General features: G+C 63.5%; 18 protein-coding genes and 1 pseudogene. 1 reads left to right on the forward strand and 18 read right to left on the reverse strand.

The features are described 5' to 3' along the window. Positions 1 to 244 precede the first annotated feature (244 nt). From RAB70_RS04880 to RAB70_RS04965, 18 genes and pseudogenes are all read right to left on the reverse strand, one after another. Positions 245 to 895 (reverse strand): hypothetical protein, encoded by a 651-nt coding sequence (locus RAB70_RS04880; protein ID WP_225851732.1) that lies wholly within the window; start codon positions 893 to 895, stop codon positions 245 to 247. Continuing rightward, positions 885 to 1565 carry a TadE/TadG family type IV pilus assembly protein gene (locus RAB70_RS04885; RefSeq protein ID WP_148830028.1) on the reverse strand — a complete coding sequence of 227 codons (681 nt, stop codon included), beginning with the start codon at positions 1563 to 1565 and terminating at the stop codon, positions 885 to 887. The genes RAB70_RS04880 and RAB70_RS04885 overlap by 11 nt, the downstream gene beginning before the upstream one ends. Further along, positions 1562 to 1924, reverse strand: coding sequence for a DUF192 domain-containing protein (locus tag RAB70_RS04890; RefSeq protein ID WP_225851731.1), 363 nt, complete (start codon positions 1922 to 1924; stop codon positions 1562 to 1564). Before RAB70_RS04890 ends, RAB70_RS04885 begins: the two co-directional genes overlap by 4 nt. Positions 1925 to 1953: 29 nt before the next feature. Continuing rightward, a complete protein-coding gene (locus RAB70_RS04895) occupies positions 1954 to 2844 on the reverse strand; it encodes a type II secretion system F family protein (RefSeq protein WP_148830026.1) in 891 nt (296 codons plus the stop codon). Beyond that, a complete protein-coding gene (locus RAB70_RS04900; protein WP_148830025.1) occupies positions 2841 to 3692 on the reverse strand; it encodes a type II secretion system F family protein in 852 nt (283 codons plus the stop codon). The genes RAB70_RS04895 and RAB70_RS04900 overlap by 4 nt, the downstream gene beginning before the upstream one ends. Further along, entirely contained in the window at positions 3685 to 5415 is a 1731-nt protein-coding gene (locus RAB70_RS04905; protein ID WP_148830024.1) for an ATPase, T2SS/T4P/T4SS family, read from the reverse strand. The genes RAB70_RS04900 and RAB70_RS04905 overlap by 8 nt, the downstream gene beginning before the upstream one ends. Before the next feature lie 25 nt (positions 5416 to 5440). Next, the gene (locus tag RAB70_RS04910; RefSeq protein WP_269139678.1) at positions 5441 to 5569 is read right to left on the reverse strand and encodes a hypothetical protein; all 129 of its coding nucleotides are present in this window, start codon (positions 5567 to 5569) and stop codon (positions 5441 to 5443) included. A 36-nt stretch (positions 5570 to 5605) separates the two neighbouring features. After that, positions 5606 to 6927: pseudogene (locus tag RAB70_RS04915) on the reverse strand (type II and III secretion system protein family protein); the annotation flags it as partial. 3 nt (positions 6928 to 6930) lie between these two features. Further along, complete coding sequence (gene cpaB, locus RAB70_RS04920) at positions 6931 to 7710, reverse strand: Flp pilus assembly protein CpaB (RefSeq protein WP_148830023.1); 780 nt, start codon at positions 7708 to 7710, stop codon at positions 6931 to 6933. Beyond that, a complete protein-coding gene (locus RAB70_RS04925; protein WP_148830022.1) occupies positions 7707 to 7892 on the reverse strand; it encodes a hypothetical protein in 186 nt (61 codons plus the stop codon). Before RAB70_RS04925 ends, cpaB begins: the two co-directional genes overlap by 4 nt. Positions 7893 to 7903: 11 nt before the next feature. Then, on the reverse strand, positions 7904 to 8584 hold the full coding sequence (locus tag RAB70_RS04930) for a hypothetical protein (protein WP_225851730.1): 681 nt from the start codon (positions 8582 to 8584) through the stop codon (positions 7904 to 7906). Further along, positions 8568 to 9389, reverse strand: a complete 822-nt coding sequence (locus RAB70_RS04935; protein WP_148830021.1) for a TadE/TadG family type IV pilus assembly protein — start codon at positions 9387 to 9389, stop codon at positions 8568 to 8570. Before RAB70_RS04935 ends, RAB70_RS04930 begins: the two co-directional genes overlap by 17 nt. A 13-nt stretch (positions 9390 to 9402) precedes the next feature. Next, positions 9403 to 10080: a hypothetical protein gene (locus RAB70_RS04940; protein WP_148830020.1), complete on the reverse strand. Its 678-nt coding sequence runs from the start codon at positions 10078 to 10080 to the stop codon at positions 9403 to 9405. A 113-nt stretch (positions 10081 to 10193) separates the two neighbouring features. Then, positions 10194 to 11774, reverse strand: a complete 1581-nt coding sequence (locus tag RAB70_RS04945; protein WP_225851729.1) for a pilus assembly protein TadG-related protein — start codon at positions 11772 to 11774, stop codon at positions 10194 to 10196. Positions 11775 to 11845: 71 nt separating this feature from the next. Then, entirely contained in the window at positions 11846 to 12118 is a 273-nt protein-coding gene (locus RAB70_RS04950; protein ID WP_148830019.1) for a pilus assembly protein, read from the reverse strand. A gap of 853 nt (positions 12119 to 12971) precedes the next feature. After that, a complete protein-coding gene (locus RAB70_RS04955; RefSeq protein WP_043094202.1) occupies positions 12972 to 13307 on the reverse strand; it encodes a hypothetical protein in 336 nt (111 codons plus the stop codon). A 132-nt stretch (positions 13308 to 13439) separates the two neighbouring features. Beyond that, complete coding sequence (locus RAB70_RS04960; RefSeq protein ID WP_017907701.1) at positions 13440 to 14255, reverse strand: ABC transporter permease; 816 nt, start codon at positions 14253 to 14255, stop codon at positions 13440 to 13442. Positions 14256 to 14274: 19 nt separating this feature from the next. After that, positions 14275 to 15273: an ABC transporter ATP-binding protein gene (locus RAB70_RS04965; RefSeq protein ID WP_148827534.1), complete on the reverse strand. Its 999-nt coding sequence runs from the start codon at positions 15271 to 15273 to the stop codon at positions 14275 to 14277. Positions 15274 to 15410: 137 nt separating this feature from the next. Between RAB70_RS04965 and RAB70_RS04970 the strand changes: the two genes are divergently transcribed. Next, positions 15411 to 16121 (forward strand): FAD-binding oxidoreductase, encoded by a 711-nt coding sequence (locus RAB70_RS04970; protein WP_230979377.1) that lies wholly within the window; start codon positions 15411 to 15413, stop codon positions 16119 to 16121. Positions 16122 to 16245: the final 124 nt, after the last annotated feature.

The raw sequence follows: 16245 nt of genomic DNA on the forward strand, positions 1-16245 counted from the left end.
GCTGCGGGCCATAGTGGACGTGTTGGAGTCCCAGTGCTGTTGCTGCTCCAATCCGGTCTTGCCGCGATAGGCGAGCACCAGGCCGGCCTCGCGGTCCAGCCACATCGTGCCTTGCCGATCTAACCGCATCCAGCGCGCTGTCTAGGTCGTGGGCCTTGCAGGCGCGCAATACCAGATCAAATGGTCGCGCTCGCGCCGAGAATGCGGAGATGCATGAGATGTGGATACAGGGGGAACAAGCGGCTCAATGAAGCAGACGGGAGCTTTCCGATGTACGAAGACTCTCTTGGGGTATGAATGCCTCGGCGGGAACGGCTTCGAAACTTACCGCGTCTACGCGCAGGCTGCGCTCCTCGCGGCGGTTGCCGACCTTGCCGCGATAGCCGAGCAGCAGGCCGCTGCGGTCTAGCCATAGCGTACCGGAGGTCGTGCCGTCAGGGCCTTGCGCGGCGTCGTAGCGCCACCCCGTAGCCAAACGGCCGGCGATGAACTCCCCGGGCGCCGGCGCACAGCGACCGCCAATCCTGGCGCAAGGGTCGGCGGGATCGTACCAATAGGGGCCGCTGGCGTCGGCGACCGGCAGGCGGTAGTCCCCGGAGTGGCTGACGAGCCAACCGCGGCCGCGGGTCCCTGGGTTGATTAGATAGGCATCGGGCGCCTGCGCACCGACGAAGTCGATGCGGATGGCATCGCCACGCAAACGTACCTCGACGTGGACGGCGTCGCCCGCCTGTTTCGGACCCAGCGGACCGACGCCATAGGCGCGCGCCTGCAGGCGCGCCTGCAACGGCTCCGGTGCTTCGCTCTGCTCCTGCGCAGCTGCATCTCTGGGGGCGGTTGTCGCAGCGAACAGCAAGCTAGCGAGCAAGACAAAGATCGGCCGTTCAATGATCAAGATTGCCAGCTTCGTAGATGGGGGATTGCATGCGTACCACCGCATAGGATTCGATCGGCAGGCGGCGATGGCCACTGATTGGCTCTTCGAACAGCATCGAGGCAGGCGTATAGCTTTCGCCCCCGCTGACCAGATCCGACAGGCCGACGATGACGCGGTCGACGAAGGGCACGATCAACGGCATGTTGTAGGTAACCTTGATCTTGAGGATGTTCGCATCCTGCACATTGACCTGGCTGCCGCCGACATTGGCGTTGCGGAACGCCAGGCTGTCGTTGGGCAGCGCGTAGCGGCCGTCGTACTGGCGTTCGCGGAACTCGTTGTAGGCGGCCCGGGTCGGCGCAATGACCTCGATTCTGGAAAACAGCTGCACTTCTGTGTAACGGATCTTCTGCTTTGTCAGCATGACGTTGGCGATGTCAGGCGATTGAGCGAACAGCGGCGTCAATCCGCCCGCCAATGCGTCTGCCATGTCATTCTTTCTGACGCCGTTGACCGCTCCAGCCCGGGCTGCCTGAAAAGCGGCATAGTCCAGCACTGTCTTGGTACGGTAGATCAGCACGAACTGGAAGATCACCAGGACCAGGAAGAGGAAGGTCGGGACGACGACGCAGAACTCGATCAGGGATTGGCCACGCTGATGTCGCGGCGAATGTCGGAGTACGGTCACGAGCGGTCTCCTGCGGCAGCGACGATGCCTGTGGCGATGGAAGATTCCGCGGGCCACCACGCCAGATGCTCGCCGCGGACAGGCTGCAACGCCTGCAGCGTACCGGGCGGCAGTTCGAGTGTGGCGTGGGCGTGCAGGCACAGGGCGCCACGCCAGGGACGCACGCGCTCGCGCCAGTCCAGGACGTGGCCACCGCGATCGAAGAACAGCAGATCGAGCGGGTACGTCATGGCCAGGGTGTGCACGCTGTTGCACGGCTCGATCAGCAGGCCTTCGCCCGGCTGCAGCGCTGCACGTCCAAGCAGGCCGCGCAGCCGCAACCACCACGTGTCAGCGCGCCACACGCTGTGCAGCAGCACCCGTCCTTCGCGTCGGAGCGTGCCGCACTTCACAGGATCCCCTGTTGCTTCATCTGCAGGTAGATGAAGTACGCCAGCACCACGAAAATCAACGGAAAGAAGAACAGTACCAGCGGCAGCATCATCTTGACCGGCGCTTCCAGCGCCAGCTTCTCCGCGCGCAGGAAGCGCTCTTCACGGCGTTGCATGGCTTGCGAGCGCAGGGTTTCGCTGAGACTGGCACCGACCCGGTCGGCCTGGATCAGCGCACTGGTGAAGTTGGAGATCTGCGAGATATCCATGCGATCGGCTATCCTGCGCAGCGCTTCGGCACGCGGCAGTCCAGCGCGCAGATCGCGCAGCATGCGCGAAAACTCCTGCGCCAATGGGCCGGGCGGACCCTTTTGCACCGATTGCTCGATCGCGCCGGTGATGTTGAGGCCCGCTTCCGCCGCCATGGTGATGAAATCCAGGAATGTCGGCAGGTCGCGGACCACATGCTTGCTACGCTGCTTGCGTCGTTCGCCCAGCCACAGCGTGGGATACATCCATCCCAGCGGGATACCGAACAGCAGACACATGGAGAGCGCGCCGACGCTGAGCTTGCCGAGCAGCATGACGACCACGATGAAGACCACGCTGACCGTGCCGGCAGCGACGATCCGTGTGCCGTAGAGCTCTTCTGGGGTCAGCACGAAATCCTGCCCCGCCGATTGCAGGCTGCGGTGGGCACGTTCCAATTGCGAGGACTTGAGGCGCGGTCCGACCACATGCGTGGCAGCCGTGACCAGGGGCCACAGCATGCGCAGGACCGACGGCAGCGGATCCTGATAGTTGCGGTCGTCCTGCGGTACCGCCTGCAACATGCCGCGCAGCGCGAACAGCACCAGACCGACGGCGGCCAAGGCCAACAGAGCGACCAGTACGAGCATCCAGTTCATATATCGATCGTCATGATCTTGCGGCACATGCGATAGCCCAGATATTCCAGCACGCACATCAGGGCAATGACGCACCAGCCGAGCAGGGTATGGAACATCGGGTTCATGGTTTCCGGGTAGAACAGCACCAGAAAGCCAACCAGACCTGCTGGCAGCATCGCCATCACGATGCCCTGCAGTCGGCCTTGCGCGGTGAGCGCCTTGACCTTGCCTTCCATGATCAGCTTGCGGCGTAGGGTTTCGGCCAGCGTGGACAGACTTTCGGCGAGATTGCCGCCGACCTCGCGCGAGATGCTGACGGCAGCCACGAACAGCTTCACGTCTGGAATGGGAACCCGGTTGGCGAAATTCTCCAGCGCCTCGTCCGTACGCACGCCCATGTGCTGTTCGCGCAGCACCAGCGCCAGCTCTTGCGCGAGTGGTGGCTGTCCGTCGTGTGCCAGCGCTTCCAGTGCAGGGTTGAAGCCAACACCGGCGCGCAGACTGCCGGACATCATCAGCAGGCTGTCCGGCAATTGCTGCTGGATCTGCTCGAGGCGGCGCTGCTTGAGCCACAGATATACTTTGCGCGGCGCGATCGCCAACACGATCACGGCCACAACCGGCAGCAGCAGGTTGCCGCTGAGCAGCCACAACAACAGCGGAATCAACAGCAGCACGACGCCGTTGGCGACGAAGAGCATCTGCGGATCCACGAACAGAAACATGTCCGCGAGGTTCAGCCGCGCCTGGTCGACGAAGCGCTCGTGATAGCGCTGCATGAAGCTCGCGCTGGCCCGAACCAGCAGCAGTCCGGAGACCGTGACGCAACTGAAAGCCAGCAGTGCGACCAACCAGATGTTATCCATTGCCCTGGCCGCCGTTGCGGAAGATCGACAGGTCGACCGAGACGCCGCGCTCTGCCAGCTCCTCGTAGAATTCCGGCACTGCGCCGGTTGCGATGAACTCGCCGCTGACCTTGCCATCGCGGCCGCTGTTGGACCTGGCCTTGAACAGGAAAACATCCTGCAACTGGATCGTGCCGCTCTCCACGCCGGTGATTTCGGTGATGTGACTGACTTTGCGTGAACCACAGGGGAAACGTTTCTGATGCACGATGAGGTCGACGGCAGAGGAAATCTGCTCGCGGACCACGGTCATCGGCAGTTCCATGCCGGCCATCATCACCATGACTTCCAGGCGCGATAGCGCCTCTCGCGGATTGTTGGCATGCGCAGTGGTTAGCGAGCCTTCGTGACCGGTATTCATCGCCTGCAACATGTCCAGCGCTTCGCCGCCGCGACACTCGCCGACCACGATACGGTCAGGGCGCATGCGCAGCGCATTGCGCACCAAGTCGCGAATAGAGATATGTCCTTTGCCTTCCATGTTCGGTGGCCGCGCTTCCAGCGCGACCAGGTTGGGCTGGACCAGCTTCAGTTCCGCCGCATCCTCGATGGTCACGATGCGGTCGGTGTCGGGAATGAAGTTGGACAGGATGTTGAGCAGAGTGGTCTTGCCGGATCCGGTGCCGCCGGTGACGACGATATTGCGCCGTTCGCGCACGGCCATGGTCAGGAATTCCAGCATCGGCGCATTGAGCGAGCCGAAGTCGATCAGATCCTTGCCTTCCAGCTTGCGCTTGGCGAACTTTCGGATGCTGATGCTGGGCCCGCGCAGGGCGATCGGAGGAATGATCGCGTTGACACGGGAGCCGTCCTTCAGGCGCGCGTCGACCATCGGTGAGCTCTCGTCGATACGCCGACCGAGCGGCGTGACGATGCGTTCGATCGCGGACAGCACGGCACGATCGCTGGTGAAGCAGACTGCGGACTGCTCGATGCGGCCGGCGCGCTCGATAAAGATCTGATCGTAGGCGTTGACCATGATTTCGGTCACCGTATTGTCTTCGATCAGGTCCTCCAGCGGCCCGAGCCCGATCGCTTCGTCCAGCACTTCCTTGGCCAGGCGGCGGCGGTTGATGGTCTTGGGAAGATCGGCGAACTCACGCTCCAGTACGTCGTCGATCAGACTGATGGTGGTGGCGCGCAAGGTGTCGTCGCCCATGCTGCGTACATCCAGGCGTCGCAGATCCATCTGCTTGACCAGCGCGGCATGCACCTTCGCGCGGTAGACCGCGATGTCCGGTGGCAGATCCTGTGGTCGCGCCAGCTGCCGCTGCTGCTGCTCAGGCTCGGCGATAGGCTGATTGGCCGCCGCAGCGACGTGCTCACCGATCGGTGCCGCTGGCGCATTGAAAGCGCTGGCGTCCTGCCTCGGCGTCGGTGCCGACTCGGGTTCGTCGCCCACCACTTGGAGACGATAGTCGCCGATCTGCACCAGGTCGCGGCTGCTCAGCGGGCCACGGCTGCCGGTCACCTTCTCGCCGTTGACCAGGACGGAGGCCCGGCCACCGAGCGTCTCGATGAAGATACCGTTGTCCTCTCGCTTCAGCGCCGCATGCTGCTGCGCGATGCTCCAGCCTTGCAGGACCACCAGATTGCCGTCGCCGCGGCCGATGCCGCATTCGCGATGCAGACAGCGGACGTGGCGCCGGTCGCGGTTGGGAGTGTCGATCAAGATGTTGAACATGGCGTCTGTCTACGAGTCGTGGCGATTACTGGACGTAGTCCTTGCTGCGCTTGGGCATCGCCTCCTTGCCGCGCTCCTGGATGCGACGTCCACGTTCCAGGCCTTCCTGGTTTTCTGCCGAATCGGGGGTGAGGATGCGCGGCGTCACGAACATCACCAGTTCGGTCCGATTGCCGCGGAAACCATCGGAACGGAACAGCTTGCCCAGGATCGGAATCTCGCCCAGCAGGGGAGTTTCTTGGCGTCCTGTTGCGCGCTGGAATCGATCAGGCCGGAAATCACGATGGTCTCGCCCGCCTTGACGTTGAGTTCCGATTCGGTGCGACGCGTGGTGAAGCCGGGCACGCCCTGCACGGTCACGGTGGGATCGATCCTGCTGACTTCCGCGAGCAGACGGGTGGAAATCTCCTGGTTGCCGTTGACCAGGGGCTCGATGTCTAGCTTGATGCCGTACTCCTTGAAGTCCACCGTCACTTGACCGAATCCCTGCGGAATCGGAATCGGTACCTCACCGCCGACCAGGAACTTGGCCTGGCCGCCACTGCGCGCACTGAGCTGCGGCGACGCCAGCAGGAACGCCTTGCCCTTGTTCATCAGCAGGTTGATTGCCGAGCCGATCTGGGTGGCGATGCCGAAGAAGGCCTGGGTACCGGGCACGCGATTTGGTAGGTCCACGCCCGCGGCCGGGGTGTCCGGCGGATTGATCCGGTAGTAATCGTTTGTGGTGAAGTCCTTCAGCAGGCCACCCACCGGTCCCTGAATCACGTTGTCCCACTGAATGCCAAGCTCTTCGAGGGCATTGCTGTCGAACTCCATGATCTTCACGTCCATCAACACCATCGGACGCATCCCCACCGGGTCGGCGGAGGTAAAGTCGAGCACGCTCGGGTAGAGCTTCAGCAGCGCCTCGATACGCTTGGCCACGCCAGGGTTGATGTCCTGGCCGGTGATGACCACACGATCCGCGACAGCGTGCACGCCCAGGTTGGGCACGTCCGCGAGCAAGGCGCGAATGGTCTCCACCGTGGCGCCGGCGTTGCCGTCCATGACTTCGACCGGCACATCGATCTGGCGCCCGTCCTGCAGCCACAGATGCACGCTGGTCGCGCCGGGCTTCTGCCCGATGATGACCAGTTCACGCTTGCCGATATTGGTCACCTGGACCAGTTCGCCGTTGCCGACGGCCACACGCTTCAGTGCCTGCGGCAGGCTGTGCACGGCGGCCTGACCAGCATAGATGCGCGCGCGCTCGGGCAGCGGCGTGACCTGGGCATTGCCCGCAGCTCGCTGATAGGCAGGGTTGGGGACCGGAGTGGGAAAGCTGCCGCTCATCGGCACCGGCGACTGATTGCCTGTCGGCTGGGGTTGTGGCTGGGTCCTGGTATCTGGCGCGACCCTGACCGGCACCGGCACCAGTCCCGATTGCTGTTGCGCCTGTACTTCGCCGTTCATGGTCATGGTCGCTGCGGCGAGCATGGGAAGGAAAGAAACACTCCATGTAGTCCTGCGCATGCGTCAGCCTTTGCCTCCGATGATGAATTCCACGCCACTGCTACCGCCGGGCTTGGCGGTGCCGAGCAACTCTTTCTGGGTCATGCCGTTGAGGCCGAATGAGTTTCGGTCCTCGACCTGACGCAGCATCACCCGCATTGCGCCGGCCTTTGCCGCCACAGTCAGGCGCTCTGCCTGTTGCGGGCTCAGTTCAAGGGTGATGTTGGAGAAGCCTTGCTGGTCTTCCTGCGCAGGCGTGTCCCCGACGCGGTTGCCGGTGGCGAGCACGTTGATGTTCTCCAGCAGCGGAATGACCCGGGAGCCGGTGTTTTCCTGTTCCACGGTCAGCAGGATGTCGACATGGTCGCCCGGCGCGATCATGCCGGAGATCGAGTTGGTCTCGTCGACGGGCAGTGTATAGCCGACATTCCCCGGCCTAATCACGCGCGAGAACTGGTCGTACAGCGGCACCAGCGCGCTGGCGCCCAACGGAGCGCCCTGGCGGACGGGCGCGCGCAACATGCGCCCGCTGAATTGGTCCACGTTCTCCGGCGTCACCGCATCGGCGGGCTGCAGGTCCGCCGGCACTTCGCGGACGGCCAGGTCGGATGTGGTGACTACCGTGCCAGGGGCCATATCGGATTTGGGCACGGCCACCGCGACGGTCTGGCCAACATCTTTGGTGCGCGCTGCCACTGTGCTCTGGACGTAGCGCACCGCAACGAAGGCCGCCAAGGCGCCGAGACCCAGGGCGACCACGATGAAGAGCAGGTTGCGGTTCGGCTTGAATGCGGGGGCCTTCATAGCCACCCCAACGACAGCGCGTAGGTGAAGCTGGCGTACGCCTTGCGCAGCGAATCGATCAGTTCCAGGATGATGTTGGGCTGCGCCACGAGCACGATGACCGCCAGCATGGTGACGATGCTGTACTCGATCAGGGCCGCGCCGCGTTGTAGCCGGGCGGAGGGCGGAAAGGCGGATCTCACGGCGTTCGTCCTCATTGCTGGAGCTGATTGACCACGATCGAGGTACCCTTCTCGCGGCGGTTGAAGGTTAGGGTCATCTGCTGCTTGCCCTTGCTGTAGCTGCTGACGCAACTGTTGGAAATCATCGAGCAAGCGGTAGCCGAGGATTGCGCCGTCCAGCCTTCGGCCGGTAGACGATTGCGATAGAACGCTTCGCTCTGATACGGCGATAGGGCGGTTTCCATCGCCAGCGTGCGTCCGGGGTTGTCCAGGTACTGGATGTCGTTGATGACCGAAGTGCCGGATGGCTTCATGAAGTCGGCGCCCGGCGCAGTACGGGGTTTCTCCTTGAGCAGGCGCACGATGCCGACCTGCGCTTCGCTGCCGGTACCGGCTCCATTGATCTCGATGGTGATGAAATGCTCGCCCTGAGCGTGGCCGACGATGGTTTTGCTCCCGACGTCGTTGACAGTGATCTGGCCAGGCCATTGCTTTGAATAGAACGCAATCAACTGCTGCGGTGATTGCTGGCTGGTGTAGCGAGCCGAGCGCATGTGCAGACCGTTGTAGACCATGTGCTTGGACACCCACTCGCTCTTGGCGTCGTCGGGCTCGGGCACGTCGGGCCATTCCGCGGCGCATGCAACCGCAGACACCAGCAGGACCAGCAATGCCAGAGCCAAACGGAGCATGGCGTCAGCGCGGGCGCGCATAGGGTTCCAGCTTGTCCACCGGAACCACATCCGGGGCGATGTAGCCCGGCTCGAATCGACTGATGGTGCCTACGATCGGGATGATCTTGAGCGCATCGAACATCTTTGCCGAGTCGCTCAGGTAGGAACTTGGCACCAGCGTGCGCACCTGGCCGACGACGGAGCGCTTGGCCGGGTTCTTCGCGGTGCCTGGTCCGGCTGCATTCCATGGGTCGGCCAGCAAACTGTTGCTGCCTTGCATACGCAGCCCGAGTTGGTCGAACGGTTCCAGGAACGACGCTGACCCGCCGTTGGCAAGCTTGAGGTCCTGCACGCTGACGCTCAGGTTGGACGTCACCAAGCCTTTGTCATTGGGTGGGAAGTTGCCGGGAATCTTGCTGATCAGATTGCCGAGGCGATCCAGGATGCCGGAGGACCGTTCGTTCTTGTAAGCGTTGACGCGGATATCGCCGCGTTCCAGCAGCGGTTGGTTCGAGAAGGTATTCAGCAGGGGATTGTCCACGCGGTCGCGCGCACTGCCGGTGCTGGCGCGGCTGATGATCGGCGCATCTGCCTTGCCGAAATGCCGGTCAACAGTCAGGTCGCGCATGCGCGTGGCGGACGGCAGGGTGTAGTCCTTCGCCACGGTCGCCTCCCAGGCGGCGGCACGCGCTGCCTGCTGGGTAGCCTGACGCAAATGAATGTACTTCCCCATGATGGGGATCAACAGGAACAGCGGGACCAGGACGGCGCACAGCACCGCCGCCTCGGTAAGGCTCTGGCCGTCCTGGCGTCCGCGCAGTTGCGGTTGTCGACGCTGGCGCATGCTTGCGGTCCTCCTAGTTGATCTTCGCCGGTGCGCGCGGTGCTTCCAGCGCGGCGGAGTCGAACGCCTTGCCGACGCTGATCACCTGGGTGGTGACCTTGTAGTCCGCATCGGCGCCGGGTGTCTGTTCCAGGACAATGAAGCCACGGTTGGGGCGATGGTCGTTGGCCGGCTCGGAGGTGAATCCCCATTTTGTTCCGGCCGACCAGACACATTGACGCAGCCCGTTCGGCTTGACCCACTCGTTGCAGGGCTGACCGGCGACACTGCGTTGGGCTGGGCCCCGGAAATCGGAAAGCGCGGCAGGCGCACTCTTTTCCACCGGCGTGCGGGTCAGCGCGTCCTGCGGCGCCGCTTCGTCGGTTTTTTCGCCCGTTGCCAGATCTACCTGCTGGTAGCGGCTGGCAGTGGTGGTTTCCTGTGTGCCAGTGCTCTCAAGCCGGAACAGACAGGTGCCGCCAGCGCCATCGTTGGCGACGTTCCAACTGGTCTCGCGGACGACCTCGGTCTCGCGATCGAACCAGAGTTCGTAGCGGGTCGTGCCGAGCAAGGCGACATCCTTGTCTGACAAGGCACGGCTCTGCAGTCCGCCCGCCTGGCAGTCGCGCAGCGTCGCCAGGTAGTTCTCTCGCGCTTCGTTGACGCCGTTGCGGGTCATTTCCACGGTTTGGCGAACGTGGATCGGTGGCATGGAGCTGCGCGTGTCCTCGGCACCGCCCGCATCCACGGCGGTGGCGCTACAACTGCACAGTGACAGAAACAGGGCCGCACACAGACCGTCCCGGCTACGGAGGAGTACAGGCCTCATAGTCCACCGGCTCCTGCGACCACGGCTTTGATCGCTGTCGGCGTATCGACCAGGCGTGCTTGCCAATACGGACTGAATAAGTTGCCCGATTCGACCTTGTTGTCGCCACGGCGGAACAGCGCGTAGTTGGGTGGCCGATTGAAATAGACCTGCGCCGAGGACAGCGCACCCAACTCACCCTTCTGCGCCTTGCTCTGCATGGCCATGCGTGATCCGGCCGCATTGCCGATGCCGACGGTTTCGCTGGTGCGCGCATTGCGCATGTCGGTCACGGCATAGACGGTGAAAACCGGGCCGGCGTTTTCGTCGAAGATCTGATTGCCATTGCTGGAATACGGACGCATGGCCATGTTCTTCTTTACATCGTGGTAGTCGCGTAGGCCGTTGTAGCTGGTGAAGAACGCATTCTTGTGTTGTCCGCTGGCAGCTCTGACGTTTGCGTCGCGTTCGACCAGGCGGGCGACAAAGCCATTCCTGCGCAGGCTGTCGCCATAGGGGCGGTAGCGGCGCTTGTCCCAGTCGGAATACCAACCCTGCCCATTGCCGAAGCCATTGAGAAAACGCTGGTTACGGTAGCGGTCGACTGCTTGAGCGCCGCCCCAGCCCAATGGCAGATCGATGTCGGGCAGAGGCCAGGGAAGGTTGATGTCCAGCGACATGGTGTCCAGTGCCGCCCAGCGGTTGTAGTCGACCATGTCGGTGCCGCCGGTGCTCTCGAAGTTGATCAGCCCAAGGCCGACCCGATCGCCGCGGTCCTTGCTGAAGCCATCGCGCGATTGCATCACGACATTGCGGAAGCGATCGGCACCACTGCGTTGCGCGGCGCTGCCGGTACCGGCAGAACGCGGAATCCTGTTGAAGTCCAGAAACTTGCTTTCGGCGGTGAGCAGCTGTTCACCCAGTACGCCTGTTCCCACTGCACCCAATCTGGCACTGGGTGAGTTTCGCTGGACCACATCTCTTGCGATCAACATGCCATCGACACTCGATACGCCTTCGATCACCGAGGTTGCAGCCGTGGCGAAGATGCCATTGAGTTCGTCGAGTGTGGTAACAATGACCTGTGCGGCTGGTTGAAATGCTTTTCGAACGCCTTTCAATATGTTTTCCGCCGCTTTGAAAGCGGTGCCGATCGCTCTGAAGATAGGGCCGACATAAGGAATCGCTGACAACACATCCATCGTGATGCGCATTGTGATGGTGGTCATCTGCAGCTGGTTCATCCATGAGTACAGACTGATCGTCTGCGCGATCGCGACTTCATTGGCGACCCGCGCGCGATTCATATAGGCAGCGAAGTTGAGTGCACGCGCCTGCTGCACCGCGACGCTGTACGCAGCGGCGTCCGCGGCGTTGGTGAGTTCCACTTTCTTGTTGACGGACTGGCCGCTGTCGAACAGCACGATGGCGCCGACGCACAGTACGAGGATCAGAACCAGCCCCAGTACCATGGCTTGGCCTGCCATGCTGCGCTTCCCGTCCAGGCGGGGCGGCACACGTGACTTGGCAATCGCGATCGCGGCTCGCATCTGCAATTCCTTTGCCGAATGCACTTCCTGCAGCGGCGTCACCGGCATGTCGGAAAATGGGAGAAGGGCCTGGGCAGCATGACTGCCCAGGTACCTGGGACATCAGGGCAACAAGCGCATTACTTGTTGTTGTACGCGTCCATGCCCTTGGTCTTTTCGGCTTCCTTCTGCGCTTCCTTGGCCTGGTTCTTGGCGTAGTTGATGGATTGCGTGGCGGTTTGGCCCGCCAGTTCCTTCGAGATGCCGGCGACCTGGCTGCGGACAGTGCCGCCGAAGAAGGTGACGGCGGAGATCGCAGCAATCGCGATCAGGGCGGTGATGATGATGTATTCGGTCATGCCTTGGCCCAGCTGCTTGCGGCCAAACTTGATGTGGCGACGATGGTTCTTCATCTGAATCCTCTCCTTGGTTCTTTTCGCCCAATCACCGGCAGCACACCTACGTCCCGCGCGGCAACGTGTGGCGAGTGGATTATTTAAGTGAAGTCATTCACAGAGATGAAGCTGATCTCTGGCCCGCAGATGCATCGAACGAGAATGGATGCGGACGGCGCCAATGGAACGTCAAGATATTGCCGTTACAAGAAAGGTTGCGTTAATAAATTGACGCGCAATGGAGTTTGCATCACATATCTTGTCAAATATCAGGCATGGGGCTGGCGATACGTAGGTCCGGATATGAAGTGCGGCAAAGTGCTGTTTGTCGGCCGGCTGGAAAATTTTTGTGGTTGAAGTCGAATTTTTCTCCGCTGCCGTGTTTTTGCCTGGGAATGGGCCGCGTACGGAGCGCAGCCTCATTGTCGCAGGCGTCGATTCGGGCAAATGGCACCCCCTGCATCGTGGCAGCGCGGTGTGCTGCCACAGTCGACCTGCGCGTATCGTCTTAGTGCAGCACGGCGCGTCGAGCGCAGCGAAAAAGCGGGCACGTGTACGCCAGCACGTTCAGAGATTGACCAGTTCTACCCGCCGGTTACGCGCCTTGCTTTCCTTGATGGTATTCGGCGCGATTGGCTGTTCCTGGCCGAATCCGACTGCGCGCAGGCGATCGGCGGCAACGGCTGGTGCGGATGAGGTGGGCGTTGTGGCGTTCGCCGGCGGAGCGGGAGCGTCGGTTGCCTGCTGCGGCTCAGACCGTTTGCAGCTGGCAGCGGCGGTGATCAGGAGCAGGCAAACGCTGAGCGCGGCGCGGCGTGGGGGTCATCGCGGCCATCGGAAATCTTGAGTGCGGAGGGGGAAGCGCTTAGGTTTAGCGCATATCGCTCAGCAACTGCTTGCAGATCGCTGCGTCAGGCTTATAAGTGCCTGCGGCGTGGGCCTTCTGCATCGTCTGTTGGCCTTGCTTGTAGCCGTTGTCGAAGTCGCTGCCGAAATTCTTGACCTGGGCATACATGCCCTGCATCAACTGCTTCTGCTTGGCCTTGTAGCTGTCGATCTGGGCCTGGCTGGCGCCGCAGGCCTTGCCGTTTTCTGCGTTGCCGCCGACGATCTTGCCGAAATTGACGATTCCATCGTCCTGAGCGTGAACCCCGCCGCTGGCACATGCCAGTACTGCTGCTGCGATGACTGCCGTGTATCGGTTCATTCCTTGCTCCTCGTGCGGCCCGCGGCGAGCGGGCCGGTGAAACCCCTGTGGCGCGGAGGATAGCAATGCCATGCGTAACGCCCAACCCCGCCCGGTGCGAGCGAGGGGCATGCGTTCAAGGAGCGAACAGGATCAGCTCCGCAACCCCACCCCGCGCCGCAGCAGCCACAGCGCCAGCGCCGCCAGCACCGCGACGAAGCCCAGCATCAGGCTGTAGGCCACCCACACCGGCACGTCGCTGCTGCCGAGCAGGCCGTAGCGGAAGGCGTTGACCATGTAGAAGATCGGGTTGGCGTGGGTGGCGGCCTCGGCCCAGCCGGGCAGCAGCTTGACCGAGTAGAACACGCCGCCCAGGTAGGTCAGCGGGGTGAGGATGAAGGTCGGCACGATCGCCACGTCGTCGAACTTCTTCGCGTAGACCGCGTTGATGAAGCCGGCCAGGGAGAAGATGGTCGCGCCCAGCAGCACCGTGGTCAGGGTCACCAGCGGGTGCGGGATGCGCACCGGGGTGAAGAACATGGCGATGATCAGCACGATCACGCCGACCATCAGTCCGCGCAGCACCGCTCCGGCGACGTAGCCCCACAGGATCACCCAGTTGGGCATGGGGCTGACCAGCAGTTCTTCGACGTGGCGGCCGAACTTGGCGCCGAAGAAGCTGGAGCTGATGTTGCCGTAGCTGTTCTGGATCACGCTCATCATCACCAGGCCGGGAACGATGAACTGCATGTAGCTGTAGCCGCCCATGTCGCCCACGCGCGAGCCGATGAGCCCGCCGAAGATCAGGAAGTACAGGGTCATGGTGATCGCCGGCGGCACCAGGGTCTGGCCCCAGATGCGCAGGATGCGCTTGACCTCGCGGCGCACGATGGTGCCCAGCGCGACCCAGTTGCGCTGGGCGGGCGTGGCGTCGGAAACGGGAAGGGTGGAATCGGTCTGGGTGGTCATGGTCGTCGCCGTGGGGGCATCAGGGAGTGGCGGACGGCGTCGCGCCGGCGGTGGCCGTTGCAGCGTCGCGGTGCTCGCCGGTGAGGCGCACGAACAGTTCCTCCAGGCGATTGCTCTTGGTGCGCATGGAGCGCACGCGGATGCCGGCGTCGCCCAGTGCGGCGAACACGCGGTTGAGGTCCATCGCCCGCGGCATGTCCAGGTCCAGGGTGTGCGCGTCCTGGGCGAGCAGGGTGGTGCCCTCGATCGCCGGCAACTGCGCCGGCAACTCACCGTCGATGTCCAGCAGGAAGCCTTCCACGTCCAGCTTGGCCAGCAGAGCGCGCATCGGGCCCTGCTCGACGATGCGGCCGCGGTCGATGATCGCCAGGTTGCGGCACAGGCTCTCGGCTTCCTCCAGATAGTGCGTGGTGAGGATGATGGTGGTGCCGGCGGCGTTGATCTCGCGCAGCACGCGCCACATGTCGCGGCGGATCTCGATGTCCACGCCGGCGGTGGGTTCGTCCAGGATCAGCAGGCGCGGCCGGGTCATCATCGCGCGGGCGATCATCAGCCGCCGCTTCATGCCGCCGGACAGGGTGCGGCTCATCACCTGGGCCTTTTCCCACAGGTGCGCGCGCTTGAGTTCCACTTCGGCCAGGCGCTCGGCCTCGGCGCGCGGCATGCCGTAGAAGCCGGCGTAGTTGACCAGGATGTCGAAGGGCTGCTCGAACAGGTTGAAGTTGATTTCCTGCGGCACCAGGCCGATCAGGCGCATCGCCGCGCTGCGCTGGCTGCTCAGGTCGGTGCCGAACACCTCGACCTGGCCGGCGCTGAGGTTGACCAGCGAGCTGATGATGCCGATCAAAGTCGACTTGCCGGCGCCATTGGGGCCGAGCAGGGCGAAGAAGTCGCCGGGCAGGACGTCCAGCGACACGCCGTGCAGGGCCTGCACGCCGTTGTCGTAGGTCTTGCGCAGGTCGCGCACGCGCAGGGCGGGCGCCGGCGTCTGGGGAGAAAGGGCAGGTGCGGGAGTCAAGGCGGGCCTTCGCGCCGCATCGACGGCGCAGGAGAAGTGCAGCCGTTATTATAGAAGACCTCGTGGGGTCGCCCCCGGCCACAGACTGTTGCATCTCCGTGCCTGCCCAATTCCCGCTGAAACTGGTCGACCGCCACATGCTGGCCCCGGCCGTCGGCCACTACCGCTTCGTCCGCGATGACGGCCAATCCCTGCCGTTCGTGCCCGGCCAGTTCGTGCAGGTGCACTTCCACTATGCCGATGGCACCGCGACCAAGCGCAGCTACTCGCTGGCCACGCGTCACGATCCGGCACAACCGGCCGATGCCACCGTGGAGATCGCGGTCAGCTTCGTCGCCGGCGGCGCGGCCACCGCGCTGTTCGAAGGCCTGGAGATCGGCGGGCAGGTCTGCGCCAGCGGCCCGTACGGACGTTTCTGCCTGCAGCCGGGCGACAGCAACCGTCGCTATCTGCTGATCGCCACCGGCACCGGCGTCACGCCGTACCGCTCGATGCTGCCGCTGCTGGAAGCGGCGATGGCCGAGCGCGGCGTGGAAGTGGTGCTGCTGCTGGGCGCGCGCACCCCGGCCGAACTGCTGTACGGCGACGAATTCCGCGCCTTCGCCGATGCGCATCCCGGTTTCCGCTTCGTGCCGTGTTTCTCGCGCGAGCTGCCGGAGGCGCCGCATGCGGACGTGCGGCATGGCTACGTGCAGCAGTTCCTGGGAGAGTTCGCGCCGCAGGCCGAAGGCGACATCGCCTACCTGTGCGGCAATCCGAATATGGTCGACGCCTGCTTCGATGCGCTGAAGGAGGCTGGCCTGCCGGTGCAGCACATCCGCCGCGAGAAGTACGTCAGCAGCAAGTAACGGCCGCTGTCGGCGCCGGACATCCCGCGTAGGCGCGGCTTCAGCCGCGACCGCTTCACCTGCAGGTCCATCCAGGGCGAAGCTGCGTGTTTCCGAAGCGTCGAGCGCGCTTCGCGCCCGTCCC

The organism is Xanthomonas sontii, assembly GCF_040529055.1.
Taxonomy (GTDB): Bacteria; Pseudomonadota; Gammaproteobacteria; order Xanthomonadales; family Xanthomonadaceae; genus Xanthomonas_A; species Xanthomonas_A sontii.